At 34.9% G+C, this 14,517-nt stretch carries 10 protein-coding genes; all 10 read left to right on the forward strand.

The annotated features are described in order from the left end of the window. Positions 1–19: 19 nt before the first annotated feature. The 10 genes from galK (at position 20) to FOL89_RS01005 (ending at position 14,392) form a co-directional block, all read left to right on the forward strand. Positions 20–1,207 (forward strand): galactokinase, encoded by a 1,188-nt coding sequence (gene galK / locus FOL89_RS00960; RefSeq protein WP_144280979.1) that lies wholly within the window; start codon positions 20–22, stop codon positions 1,205–1,207. Next, positions 1,167–2,240: a UDP-glucose--hexose-1-phosphate uridylyltransferase gene (locus tag FOL89_RS00965; RefSeq protein WP_144280980.1), complete on the forward strand. Its 1,074-nt coding sequence runs from the start codon at positions 1,167–1,169 to the stop codon at positions 2,238–2,240. The genes galK and FOL89_RS00965 overlap by 41 nt, the downstream gene beginning before the upstream one ends. A gap of 73 nt (positions 2,241–2,313) precedes the next feature. After that, complete coding sequence (locus FOL89_RS00970) at positions 2,314–3,111, forward strand: Cof-type HAD-IIB family hydrolase (protein WP_144280981.1); 798 nt, start codon at positions 2,314–2,316, stop codon at positions 3,109–3,111. A 494-nt stretch (positions 3,112–3,605) separates the two neighbouring features. Then, positions 3,606–4,697: a sensor histidine kinase gene (locus tag FOL89_RS00975; RefSeq protein ID WP_144280982.1), complete on the forward strand. Its 1,092-nt coding sequence runs from the start codon at positions 3,606–3,608 to the stop codon at positions 4,695–4,697. Next, complete coding sequence (locus FOL89_RS00980) at positions 4,684–5,448, forward strand: LytR/AlgR family response regulator transcription factor (protein WP_144280983.1); 765 nt, start codon at positions 4,684–4,686, stop codon at positions 5,446–5,448. Before FOL89_RS00975 ends, FOL89_RS00980 begins: the two co-directional genes overlap by 14 nt. Before the next feature lie 233 nt (positions 5,449–5,681). Further along, a complete protein-coding gene (locus tag FOL89_RS00985; protein ID WP_185146879.1) occupies positions 5,682–6,797 on the forward strand; it encodes an efflux RND transporter periplasmic adaptor subunit in 1,116 nt (371 codons plus the stop codon). Between the two features lie 26 nt (positions 6,798–6,823). Beyond that, positions 6,824–9,985, forward strand: coding sequence for an efflux RND transporter permease subunit (locus FOL89_RS00990; protein ID WP_144280985.1), 3,162 nt, complete (start codon positions 6,824–6,826; stop codon positions 9,983–9,985). Continuing rightward, positions 9,972–11,396 carry an efflux transporter outer membrane subunit gene (locus tag FOL89_RS00995; RefSeq protein WP_144280986.1) on the forward strand — a complete coding sequence of 475 codons (1,425 nt, stop codon included), beginning with the start codon at positions 9,972–9,974 and terminating at the stop codon, positions 11,394–11,396. Before FOL89_RS00990 ends, FOL89_RS00995 begins: the two co-directional genes overlap by 14 nt. 701 nt (positions 11,397–12,097) lie before the next feature. After that, positions 12,098–13,570, forward strand: a complete 1,473-nt coding sequence (locus tag FOL89_RS01000; protein ID WP_144280987.1) for a helix-turn-helix transcriptional regulator — start codon at positions 12,098–12,100, stop codon at positions 13,568–13,570. A 171-nt stretch (positions 13,571–13,741) separates the two neighbouring features. Next, a complete protein-coding gene (locus FOL89_RS01005; protein ID WP_185146880.1) occupies positions 13,742–14,392 on the forward strand; it encodes a hypothetical protein in 651 nt (216 codons plus the stop codon). Positions 14,393–14,517: the final 125 nt, after the last annotated feature.

Consider the following 14,517-nt stretch of genomic DNA (forward strand, 5'->3'; position numbering starts at 1 on the left):
AATATAATTTGCAGATTTTATGCAGGAGAATTTAATCAATTACACAAAAGAAGCATTCCAGACTTTCTTTCAATCTGAACCTGAAAGCTTTTTTCTGGCTCCAGGAAGAATTAATATTATCGGCGAACATGTTGATTACAGCGATGGCTTCGTACTTCCTGCCGCTATTGACAAACATATTTGTTTTGCCGTAAAAAAGATGGAGGACTCCAAAATCTGTACTTTTTTTGCCAAAGATTTTAATGAATCTTTTAGTTTTAATATTCATCAGAAACAAGTTCCGGTTTCGCAGACTTGGGTTAATTATTTGCTGGGGGTTTTCAATGCCATTCAGGAAATCGGAAAAAAGATTGGGGGGTTGCAAATCGCTTTCAGCAGTACGATTCCGATGGGTTCGGGCTTATCTTCGTCGGCAGCTTTGGAATGTGGATTTGCCTATATTCTCAATCAGATTTTTGATTTGAATTTATCTAAAAAAGATTTGGCGCTGATTGGTCAGAAATCCGAACATACCTTTGTTGGGGTAAAGTGCGGAATTATGGACCAGTTCGCATCCGTTTTCGGCAAAAAACATCAAGTAATTATGCTCGACTGCAATTCTCTCGAGCATCAGTATTTTGAAGCTAATATTGAAGGTTACAGTCTGGTGCTTTTCGACAGTTGCGTAAAACATACGCATCTGACTTCCGGCTATAACGACAGACGAAGAGATGTTGACAACGGAAAGAAAGTTTTGTGGGAAAAATTTCCTGAAATAGAAAAATTCAGAGATTTCAGCTTTTCAATGCTGGATGAAGTAAGAATGGAAATAGGGGAGACGTCATACAAAAGATGTCTGTATCTTCTCAAGGAAATCAAAAGGGTTGAAAAAGCTGCTAAAGCTTTATCAGAGGGAGATGTGAAATATTTAGGACAGCTTCTAATCGAAACGCATTCCGGACTTTCTACTGAATTTGAAGTGAGTTGTGAAGAACTCAATTTTATAGTGGAAGAAACTTTAAAGGAAAATGGTGTTTTGGGTGCAAGAATAATGGGTGGCGGCTTTGGCGGATGCAGCATCAATCTTATTAAAGATGAAAATGTGGATGATGTGATTAAAAACATCAGCGAAAAATACAAAGCAGATTTTGACATCGAAATGATAGTGTACCGTGTAAAAATATCAGATGGAATCAGAGAATACAAAAGAAATGAAGTCGTCATTTAATCAAAAGCAGCACCCTCACAGAAGATACAATCCGCTTTTGAATGAGTGGATTCTGGTATCTCCGCAACGAGCCAATCGACCTTGGCAGGGACAAACCGAAAAAGTAGCTGAAGAAAAACTTCCAGCTCACGACCCGAATTGTTACTTATGTTCGGGAAATGTGCGTGTGAATGGTGATAAAAATCCTTACTATAAAGGTGTTTTTGTTTTTGACAATGACTTTGGTTCTTTGATGAAAGATGATGTTGAATTTTCTGAAGAACAATCTGATTTTTTTTCATTAAAGCCGGAACGTGGGATTAACAGAGTGATTTGTTTTTCGGAAAATCATAGTCTTACTTTGCCGGAAATGGAAGTCGATGATATAAAAAAAGTGGTAGATGTTTGGCAAGAGCAATATAAAGAGTTGGGAGATGAAGATTATATCAACCATATTCAGATTTTTGAGAACAAGGGAAGCGTGATGGGGTGCAGCAACCCTCATCCTCACGGACAAATCTGGGCGCAGTCTTCGATTCCGTCGACAGTTTTGAGAACGCAGGAAAATTTGAAAAAGTATTTCGAGAAAAACGGAACATCACTTCTGGAAGACTACGTTAAAAAAGAATTGGAAGCCGGAGAAAGAATTATTCTGGAAAATGAAGATTTTGTGGCTTTAGTTCCATTTTGGGCAGTCTGGCCTTACGAAACAATGATTATCAGCAAAAGAAAGACGGAAAATATTTTGCAGTTTTCTGATTCAGAAAAGCTTTCTTTAGCTTCAATAATAAAAGATTTAACTACAAAATACGACAATCTTTTTGAGATTTCTTTTCCATATTCAGCAGGGATTCATCAATCACCAACAGATGGAAAACCGCATTCTGAATGGCATTTCCATATGCATTTTTATCCACCGTTGTTGAGAAATGCAGAAGTCAAAAAATTTATGGTTGGCTACGAAATGCTGGCAGAACCACAGCGTGACATCACGCCGGAACAAAGTGCTGAAATTTTGAAAAATCTTTCGACAATTCATTATAAAAGTAAGTAAAAAGATAGTTTTATCTTTGCGTAGCTCTTATTAATCATAGAAAATCAGACGATTTTTCTATAAAATAAAATTTATGAACGACATTAAACTGATTGTCACCGATATGGATGGCACTTTTCTTAACTCAAATTATGAAGTAAGTCCGGATTTTCCTGCAATATATAAAGAACTCAAAAAAAGAAATATCCTTTTCGTTCCTGCGAGTGGCAGACAAATGCCCGGAATTACGCAATATTTTAAAGAAATAGAAAACGAAATTGGCTTTATTGCTGAAAACGGAGGTTATGTCATTTATAAAAATGAAGAACTTTTTGCAGACAGATTAGAAAATTCATTTATAAAAGAAATCATCGAAACCATTCGCGAAATTCCTGGCGCAAGAGCGGTATTATCGGCACAGAAAAAAGCCTATTATGAAAGTGAAGATGAAAAATTTGTCAATTATTTTACCAGATATTATACGGAAAATCAAAAAGTAGATGACTTGACAAACGAATTAGAGGATAACACATTTAAAATTGCAGTTTATCATCCGGAAGGTTCTGAAAAAAATCTTTATCCTTATCTTAAACAGTTTGAAAATAAAAATCTTGAAGTCGTGGTTTCAGGAAAATATTGGGTTGATATTATGAACCGAAACATCAGCAAAGGAAAAGCATTAGAGATTCTCCAGAAAAAACTGAATATTTTACCCTCGGAAACGATGGCGTTTGGAGACTACATGAATGATATCACGATGCTGGAAAAATCAAAGTATTCTTATGCTATGGAAAATGCCCATTCTTCTGTGAAAGAGGCGGCTTCATTTTCTGCTCTTTCTAATGACGAATTCGGTGTGCTGGAAACAATAAGTGACTATTTGAAACTCTGATTGTATTATTGAGATCGGAATTATGTGATTTCCAAACCTAAAAATTAGTCTGTTGAATTGAGTGAATGAACTTGAAGTTTTACTTGATGGTTGGAAATCACTAGAAAATATTTTAAATAAATTTTATATCATGATCAAAAATTAAAGTTGTCATTGTTTGACTTTATATTACTTTAATTAGACACATTTAATACATGTAAATATTAGTTTTTCTTTCTCATAAGCTTTGTCATTTACCTCAATTATTAAAAAAAATGGCATATCTTCAGATATTTATTGATGTTTGTACGGGTAAGTTCAGTAAAACAAAATAATCAATCATTTTGGGAATTCGGAGTAATTAATATTAATACTTGTTTTTCGGAATTGCTATTTGAAACTTTAAATATCTAATCTAACGTTTCACAATGATGTTTTACCGCTTCACTTTAGAAACTTCTTTTTTTCTCTGATTCAATATTTATCTTTACATTCATAAAAACTCGTGCTGTTCTATGGCTGCCAAAAAGAAAAAACTTTTGTATGGATTAAAAAAAAGATTGTTAATCTGGACAATAGCATTCGTGTTTTCCTATACTTTCATTTATTTGATCGACCCTTTTTATTACAAAGAATTAATCGAAAAGCCTATATTATATATTCTTGAAGATTTTTTCTGGATTCTATTTTTCTCAATCATCATTGCGGAAGTAAGCTTGCTGATAGATTATTATCTCGATAAGATAATTTCGTGGAATGAAAGAAGTATAAGAAGATTGGTTACTCAAACTATTCTTCAGGTTGTTGGAAGTATTTTTCTAGTTATACTAATCAATTTTATTTTTGAAACCTTTACCGATACAACGACCTCTGATTACCGGAAAGAAATCACTTTGATGTCGCAATGGATCGCCACCAATATTGTAGTTTCGTTATTGATAAGTGCGATCAATACAGGAGATTTCCTATTGGATAACTGGAAAAAAACCGCTTTGGAAGCTACCCAGCATAAACTCAAATCCTCCGAGCACAAAAGAGCCGCAATGGCAGCCGAACTTCAGGCTTTAAAGCTACAGATTGACCCTCATTTTATATTTAATAATCTCAGTGTTTTGTCGGAATTAATTCTGGAAGACCAGCAATTGGGGTATGAATATTCTGAGAGTTTTGCGAAAGTTTATCGTTACCTTCTCATCAATTCAAAAAAAGATACAATTACACTTGAGGAAGAACTGAAATTTTTAAATTCCTACATTTATTTAACTCAAAAAAGAATTGGTGAAGGAGTACATTTTGAGATTTCTGTGAATGAAAATTTCAAAAAGTTTTTGATTCCGCCTTTAGCACTTCAGTTTTTGGTAGAAAATGCTTTAAAACATAATCAAACCTCAAAATCTAATCCTTTAAAAATCCAAGTTTATACAACAAATGATCAATGTTTAGTGGTTTTAAACTCACTTTCCCCATTGGTTAATAAAATTGAATCTGCTGATGTCGGAATTAAAAATATCATCAGCCGGTTTGAATTTTTAGGAGATAAAAAACCAATTATCCTTAAGACTGATAAGGATTTTATTGCTAAAATTCCGTTATATGAAAATCAATAAAATATTAATCATTGAAGACGAAAAACCAAATGCAGACCGGCTCAAAAGATTGTTGCTGAAACTGCGTCCGGCAGCGCAAATTCTTTCTGTGGAAGATTCTGTTTCTTCAGCTGTCAACTGGCTCGAAAACAATAATGTGCCCGATATCATTATGATGGATATTCGTCTTTCAGATGGATTGAGTTTTGAAATATTCAATCGCTTCGAAGTCAAAAGTCCTGTCATTTTCACAACAGCTTATGATGAATATGCAGTAAAAGCTTTTAAGTATAACAGCGTTGATTATTTGCTGAAACCGATCGAAGAAGAAGAGCTTGAAGGTGCCTTAAAAAAGTATGAAAGCTCAGTTGAGACTTTTCCTTCGTATTCCAATGCCATCGAAGGTTTGCTTAATTATATTCAACCTAAAGACTACAGAAAGCGTTTTCTTCTGGCGCATCGTGATGGTTATAAAACGGTTTTGACAGAAGATGTTTTATATTTTTATACAGAACACGGTGTCAGCAAAACAGTGCTTAAAACAGGAATGATAGAAACGGTTCCCCAAACTTTGGAAGAGCTCGAAAAACAACTTGATCCAAAAGTATTTTTCAGAGCTAACCGTCAGTTTATTATTCATATTGATTCCGTAGAGCACGTTTTCAATCACTTTAACGGAAAACTGAAACTTGAACTCAAAAAACATCCTGAAATAGACGTTATCGTAAGCCGTGAAAAAGCTTCAATATTTAAAACCTGGATGGATTATTAAGATATTGCTGAAGAGCAATTTATACTTCGTTTAAAAAATGAATGCCTCTGTGAAAGTTTACAGAGGCATTCTGTTTTTTAGTACAGGTTCTATTCTTTTAAAAAAATACAAAATTTTTCATTTTCAGTATCCTACGCTTCATCTACAAATAATTCCGTTTCGCTTTAGTTGTTGATTAAAACCTCTGTTTTATAAGGTTATTTTGCAGATGATTATAAGTAAAAATAATGATTATGAAATACAAAACAGTTTATTTGGTATTCTCAATTTCCATGGCTGTGATGATGTATTCCTGCAATTCGGGAAGCTCTCAGGAAAATGAAATGCAGACGACAGCGATACCGACAGATTTTATACAGCTAAAATCAGGAAATGCCGATGTTTCCACCGGTTATCCCGGAAGTATTGAAGGACAGGACAATGTAGATATTAAAGCGCAGGTAACCGGTTATCTTGACGCCGTTTATGTAAAAGAAGGTCAGTATGTGAATAAAGGACAGGCTTTGTTTAAAATAAATCCTTCCGTTTATAACGAACAGGTCAACAACAGCGATGCTGCTTTGAAAGCCGCTTTGGCAAATCAGGCAACTGCAAAACTCGAAGTTGAAAAATTAAAACCTTTGGTGCAAGGAAATGTGGTTTCTGATATGCAGCTTAAAACGGCTCAGGCAAATTATCAGTCGGCATCGGCGCAGGTTGCGCAGGCAAGATCCGCTTTAGGCTCGTCTAAAATCAATGCCAATTTCACTTATATTAAAGCTCCAGTAAGTGGTTTTCTTGGAAGAATTCCCAACAGAATTGGAAATCTGATTTCGCCTTCAGATTCTTCTCCTTTAACCACCCTTTCGAATATTAATTTGGTGAATGTTTATTTCACAATGAGCGAGGCAGATTTTATCACGTATAGTAAAATGTCAGCTTCAGAAAATCACACAGGAAACATAGAGCTGCTTCTTGCAGACGGTTCGATTTACAATTACAAAGGAAAACTAGAAAATGCCAGCGGAAATTTCGACAGAACTACAGGAAGCATTCAAATGAAAGCGGTTTTTCAAAATCCAGACAAACTTTTGAGAGCCGGGGGAACCGCAAGAGTGCTGATTCACAAGAATGTAGATGCTGTTTTAAGAGTTCCTAAAACTGCTGTAAAAGATATTCAGGATAAGTTTTTTGTCTATAAACTCAATGGTAAAAAAGTACAGATGATTCCCATTGAAGTTTCAGAAACAACACCACAGGATTACTTCGTTTCATCCGGGATAAAGGCGGGTGACAAGATTGCCGTTAACCGAATTGATGCGCTTACAGACGGCGCAGATGTCGTTCCGAAAATTATTTCAGCACAATAATTAATCCTTTAAAAAAGAAATTTAAAATGTTAAAAAAAATAATAGACCGTCCTGTATTGGCTACTGTTATTTCCCTTATCATCGTGATATTGGGAATTATCGGGCTGAATCAGTTGGCAGTAACCCGTTTTCCCGATATTTCTCCACCTACGATTACAGTTTCCGGTTCTTATCCCGGTGGAAACAGTGAGACGGTCATCCGTTCGGTGGTGACGCCACTTGAGGAACAGATCAATGGGGTGGAAGATATGGTGTATATCAAATCAAATGCGAGCAATGACGGTTCGTTCTCCATATCCATTATCTTTAAACAGGGTGTCAATGCAGACCAGGCTGCGGTCAATGTACAAAACAGAGTACAGCAGGCTACACCGATCCTTCCGCAGGAAGTGGTGAGAATGGGTTTAACGACCTCGAAACAGCAGAACAGTATGGTGTTGATTTTCAATATCTATACTGATGATAATAAAAAATATGATGAAACTTTTCTTCAGAATTATGCCAATATCAATCTGATTCCGCAGGTTAAAAGAGTGAAAGGAGTGGGGCAGGCTCAGGTTTTTGGTATAAAAGATTATTCGATGAGAATCTGGCTGAATCCTCAGAAAATGTCTTCGTATGGTCTTGAGCCTTCCGATATTTCCAATGCCATTGCCGACCACAGTTTAGAATCTGCACCCGGGAAATTAGGCGAAGAATCTAATGCAGCTCTGGAATACGTTATCCGATACAAAGGAAAAAAGAACAAGCCTGAAGAATACGAAAACATTATCGTAAAAAATAGCGGTAACCAATTAATTAGACTGAAAGATGTTGCAAGGGTAGAATTCGGGTCGATTTCTTATAGTGGAGACAACCTTTCTAACGGACAAAATGCGGTAACTATTGCTATTTTGCAGACGACAGGTTCCAATGCCAATGAAATTGAAATCGGTATCGATAAAACCATTGAACAGCTATCAAAATCATTTCCTCCGGGTATAAAGTTCACTAAAGTGATGAGTACTAAGGACAAACTGGATGAAGCAACGAGTCAGGTAAAATCTACTTTGATCGAAGCATTCATCTTAGTTTTTATTGTTGTTTTATTGTTTCTTCAGGACTTCAGATCGACGATTATTCCTGCGATTGCGGTTCCAGTTGCGATTATCGGTACCTTCTTTTTCCTTTTGGTCTTAGGATTTACCATTAATGTTCTGACTCTTTTCGCTTTAGTTTTAGCCATCGGAATTGTCGTGGATGATGCGATTGTCGTTGTGGAAGCTGTTCACAGCAATATGGAAGGAACCCATCTTTCAGGAAAAGAAGCAACCCATAAAGCAATGCACGAAATTACGGGAGCCGTAATCTCCATCACATTGGTCATGTCTGCAGTATTTATTCCGATTGGTTTTATGTCGGGTTCTGCGGGATTATTTTACAAACAGTTTGCCTATACTTTAGCGATTGCCATTATTATTTCGGCTGTCAATGCATTGACTTTAACGCCAGCTTTATGTGCTGTATTCCTTAAAAATAATCATTCCGGAGAAGATCAGGAAAAGTCAAAAAATTTCACTCAGAGATTTTCAACGGCTTTCAATGCAGGTTTCAACAATATGACCAACCGTTATATTGGCGGATTAAGATTTTTGGTAAAAAGAAAATGGATTGCAGCAGGTTTGGTTGCAGGAGTTATCGGTTTTTCAGCCTGGTTAATGATAAGTACTCCAAGAAGTTTTGTACCGATGGAAGATGACGGTTTTATGATGTATTCTCTAAGTATGCCTCCCGGAACCGGTTTGACAAAAACTACCGAAGTTACAGATAGAGTCAGTACCATCTTCAAAAGTATTGAAGCTGTCGAAACCAATACCTCGATTAGTGGTTTTAATCTTTTAAGCAACGGTTCCGGTCCTGCTTATGCAATGGGGTTTGTAAAGCTTAAACCTAAAAAAGAGCGTGGCAAAATTCAGGATATTGATGAGGTGATGAACCTTATCAACGACAAATTATCTGTGATCAAAGAAGGCAGTATTATGACATTCAGAATGCCTCCGGTGGAAGGATATGGCGTAACCAACGATGCGGAAATTGTTTTGCAGGACAGAATGGGAAGAGATCCACAGGTTCTGAAAGCAAAAGCTGATGAATTGACCGGACAGCTAATGCAATTGCCGGAAGTAGGCTCTGCTTACACAACGTTTCGTGCAGATTATCCTCAGTTGGAACTTGAAGTGAACGAAGACAAGGCAAAACAATTAGGCGTAAGTATTTCAGGATTACTGGGAACGGTTCAGACCTATTTTTCAGGAGACCAGTCGCAGAACTTTTCAAGATTTGGAAAATTCTACAGAGTTAATATAAAAGCAGACGGAATTTTCAGGATGGATGAAACGGCTTTTAATGATATTTTCGTGAAGAATAATAAAGGAGAAATGGTTTCTGCAAGTACTTTGGTAACCCTTAAAAAAGTCTATGGACCCGAATCGGTTGAAAGATACAACCTATACAACTCCCTCAACATTTTGATTACCCCGAAACCGGGAGTCAGCAACGGAGAATTATTAGGAAAACTGGAAAAAACCTTGGACAAATTGCCTTCTGATTATAGTTATGAATGGACAGGTTTAAGCTTGGAAGAAAAATCCTCAGGAAATCAGACGATCGCTATTTTCGGGTTGTGCCTGCTTTTCGTTTATCTTTTATTGGCGGGGCAGTATGAAAGTTACATTCTTCCTTTGGCAGTAATGCTTTCCATCCCAACCGGAGTTGTGGGTGCTTTCTTAGGAATCAAAGCTATTGGATTGGACAATAATATTTATGTACAGGTCGGTCTGATTATGCTCATTGGACTTTTAGCCAAAAATGCGATTCTGATTGTAGAATTTGCTGTTCAGAGAAGGAAATCAGGATTATCCATTGTTGAATCGGCCTTGGAAGGTGCGAAAGCAAGATTGCGTCCGATTATTATGACCTCATTAGCATTTATTGTTGGAATGATTCCTTTAATGCTCTCGGCAGGCGGGATGGCTTCAGGAAATAAATCCATCAGTGTAAGTGCGGCAATGGGAATGTTGAGCGGCGTTGTTCTGGGAATTTTTGTTATTCCGGTCTTGTATATGTTTTTTCAATATTTAGATGAAAAAATTTCTTCAAAAAAGCCTTCTATCGCACCACAAAATCAAATTTCAAATGAAAATATTTAATATCAAACAAATTCTTTTTGCAGGCGCAGTGACCTCAGTTTTGGTGTCCTGTGCTATTCAAAAAGATTATATAAGACCAGAGCTCAATATCCCTGAAAATTATCAACACCAGGTTCAGGTTACGGGCGACACCATCGTTTTGCCGTGGAAAACATTTTTCAAAGACCCGAAATTGGTTGCTTTAATTGAAAAAGCTTTAGCTAAAAATAATGAAATCAATGTTGCCTTAAAAAATATCGAACAACTTGATCTGGCTTACAGACAGGCAAAAAATACATTGATGCCTACGCTGGATTTTAATGCAGGAGCCAATAGAACCTGGGCTTCCAAAAACAGTTTGAACGGTTCACTTAATGAGCAGTTTACAGGTGCGAAATATCTCGATGATTTCAGTGCCAATCTGCAATTATCTTGGGAGGTTGATATCTGGGGTAAAGCAAAAATGCAGAAAGAGTCTGCCGCCGCTGAATATTTCGCACAAAAACAAAATAGAGATGCACTGAAAAGTAGGATTATTGTTGAGGTAGTTAAAGCTTATTACAACCTCATCAGTTTGGATGAGCAGTTAAAAATTGCCCGGCAAAATATTGAATTGAGTGACAAAACACTCTCCATGATGAAGTTGCAGTACGACGCAGGACAAATTAATTCACTTACAATACAGCAGTCAGAAGCTCAAAAGAAAACGGCTGAGTTGTTGGTTCCCTTGGCTCAGCAAAATATTTCGGTTCAGGAAAATGCATTGAGTATTCTTTGTGGGGTATATCCAAGTTCTGTAGAAAGAGCTGCAAATTTTGATGCGTTAATTATTGATCATCAAATGTCTTCCGGAATTCCGGCTCAATTATTAAGCCGAAGACCTGATTTAAAAGCTGCCGAACTCAATGTAGTAAGCCTGAATGCAAAAACAGGATTGGCAAAAGCAGCAATGTATCCAAGTATAAGTGTGTCACCACAAATAGGGGTTAATTCAAATAAAATCAATACCTGGTTTGATCTTCCCGGCTCTATTACAAAAACTTTGGCTACCAATTTAGCAATGCCTCTTCTGAATAAAAGACAAATGAAAACAGGCTATGAAACTGCGATAATTGAACAGGAAAAAGCAGTTATTGCTTTTAAACAAACATTGATGACTGCCGTCGGTGAAGTTTCTGATGCCATGGCAAAATCTCAGGGAAGCAGCGAAAGATTGAGTCTTCTGGAACAGCGAACTTCTATTTTAGAAAAGGGAATCAACGATGCGATGAAGCTTTACAAGAGTGGAATGGCAACGTATCTTGAGGTGATTACGGCTCAAAATAATAAATTGCAAAATGATTTGGAGTACATCAACGTCAAAGCTGAAAAGCTGAATGCTGATATTGATCTATACAGAGCATTAGGTGGCGGAATTGATGAAAATAAATAATTTGCTTAGAAATTGTTTTTTTATTTATTCAAAGCAATTAAAAGGCAATATGAAAATTCCAATATTGGAAATTTGAGAACAGGAATTTCAATTTGATATATTAAAGCTATGAAAGAAAATTATCCAGCCCTTGTGATGAACGAAGTTCAACCGGATAGGTGTAGAATTGAGAAAAATACCTTATTTGAAGTTCGGCAATAGAAATTTATGATCGAATGTTGATGAAGGTTTATTGAGATGTGTAATCTTAAAAGAAAAATTATTTTAAGTAAATAAAAATAGCGCCAACTGTATGCAGTTGGCGCTATTTGGCAGTTTGTGACCTCGACGAGCGTATCTTCAAACACTTTTGTCGATGATTTGGTTTTATTAAGTCAAATTAAAAATGAATTATATTCCTCCATTTTATCAAGCAAATTCTGTTAAACTTTTTGTTTAATGTAATTTAATAATCGAAAATTTTAGAAATTAATATTCGAATAGTAAGTATTTATTTAGCTCTTGTGGTCTTGTACTCATAACTAAAGAAATATCGAAATATTTAATGTAAGATTTGGAAAAAGGCTTGAAAAAAGAAAAAAACGGTGAATGGCTTCTATCAGTATCTTTATTTATTTTCACTTTCTTTGCAAAACCTGTATTTAATATATTTGTTAAGGTCAATATAATTTATGCTGTTTATACTATTTAACTGAATAACAATGAAAACAAAAATACCTCTTTTGTTATTAATCTTTAATATTGTTTTTTTTTATTCTCAGGAAAAAAAAACAGAAAAGCAAATCGACAGTATAACCACTGCTCTCTGGAGTTCTAATTTTTTTAATGATGAAGGACTTGTAAAACTAACAGAGCTTTACTATCAAGCCAAAGAAATAGATTATGAAGAAGGTCAGATAAGATTATTAAAAAGAATTGTAGAAATTAAGTCATCATACTCAGATTTTATATCAGCACTTCAATACTTAAAATATCTGAAATCTCTCTCTTTGTCGGTCCAACAGTACGAAGAATATACTTATGCAAATTGTCTTGAAGCAAAGATTTTTTTCATGGATAAAAATTATTCTCAGGCAAAAAAAGTTCTTAATCTTGCAGAAAGATATCTTTACAAGATTCAGGATAAAGAAAAAAGAAGAAAAGCGAAAACCGAAATCTATATCTATCAATGGTATAATTTTGAAAAATCGAAACTTCCGAAATCTTCTTATGCCGATTCTTTATTATCCATTTCAAAAAAACTTTATAACGAATCAATATTAATCGAAAATAATCATCAGCGTGCAAAAAGTGTTCTGTATTCGACCAATTTAATGGTAAACTCTCTTATTCTGTTAAAAAGGTATGAAGAAGCAATAAAATATTTAAAAATAGGAGGACAAGAGCTTAAGACATTCGGAGAGGTAACTTATCTGGGAGTTGATTATTATGAAGCAAAGGGCGATGTGGAATATAATTTTAAGCATTATAAAGGTTCTTCAAATGACAATGCATTAGCAAGCTATAATAAAGCCATAAAAATTGGAGAAGCGCTTGGATATACGGCTAAGACAAAAGAATTATATTCTAAAGTAGCTGAAATCTATAGAGAGAAAAAAGATTACGCAAAGCAAGCGCTGTTTTTACAAAAATCTAGTAATCTGGAAGATAGTATCCAGATCAAAGAAAACAAAGGATTAAGTGAGGTGAAGCCTCTACTATATGCTAATAAAGGAGAAGTAACTGAAACTTCTTCTCAAAATAGGACACTGCTTTATTTCTTGTCGGCTGTTGCTTTATTAATTATAGTAATTGGAGGTAGAAAGCTTTATTTCAATAAAAAGAAAAATCAAATAGAAACCGTAATAAAGGTAACTTCTGAAAAAGACCCGGTTGTCAAAACGAATCCATATAATCATCTTATCAGTCTTGCACTAAAAAATGATTCTTCGTTTTATTTAACTTTTCTAGAAGCGTTTCCTGACTTCAGTGAAAAGCTTCTTAACATTAACCCCTTGATGAAAATATCCGATATAGAATTTTGTGCATACATTAAACTCAATCTAGAAACTAAGCAGATTGCAATTATGAAAAAAATATCTGTAAGGGCTGTAGAAGGGAAAAAATATAGAATTCGGAAAAAATTAGGAATTTCAGCAGAGGAAAATATGTATATCTGGTTTTTAAAATTATAACCAATATATATCTTTTTTACAAATGTAACATTCTGAAAATCAAAACAAAATAAATATCGTGTAGTTTACGTGAAATACCGATAACACAAAATTTATACTAAACTGCAAATGAAAAGTAATTTTGTCGATTAGAAAAATAAGACACTATTTTTCAATACAAAAATTACACGTTTGCAAAAAACAAATTTTAAATTACTTAGCGTTTCTGGGGTTATTTTTTTCAAAATGACTTCATTTTTTGCGTTGGTATGTGTGTTTTTTGCTAATCCGATCTATGGAAAAATCAGCACCTCGGAAAGTAACGATGACTCTAAAATTATTCTATCAGGAGAAGCTATTGTTTTTGGGTCGGGAGACTTTGTAAATATTGAAAGAGTCCAGAGTGAGGATTTAAAAGAAATAGAAACTGAAAAAGCACAGATTTTTATTTCTGATAATGCTACTGTTTATAATATTGAAGCGTTTAGCAATGTTGAAATCAAAACAATAAAAAAGAATAAAAGATCTTCCACTCAAAAAAAGACTGTTAAAAAAGTAGTAACTAATAAAGCCTCAATTCCTTATGTTCAAAAAGAGCCATTGCGGGCGTATTATTATTCTACACATCACCCAGATTCAATTTCTCAAAATCAAAAAGAGAAAATTGTTTTTACGACAGGCAACTGTCAGTATTTAATAAAAGTCATAGTCTCTCTAGTCAAAACTACTGACAAAACACTATATTTTGAAGTAAGACAAAATTTTAGTTACTCTAATCCTATTATTAAAGTTTGCCATCTATCTGGCAAACATTCTGTGAGACCACCAACCCGCTTATTCTAAGTGACGTTTTTTCTTTTATACAGAGAAAAAGCATTTATAAACAAAATAATTATCGCTTAAATATAAGATAATCAAAAAACTTAATGATTGTCTTAGGAAGTTGTATACCTATTTAAAAAATACAA

Source organism: Chryseobacterium echinoideorum, assembly GCF_007474535.1.
GTDB classification, from domain to species: domain Bacteria; phylum Bacteroidota; class Bacteroidia; order Flavobacteriales; family Weeksellaceae; genus Chryseobacterium; species Chryseobacterium echinoideorum.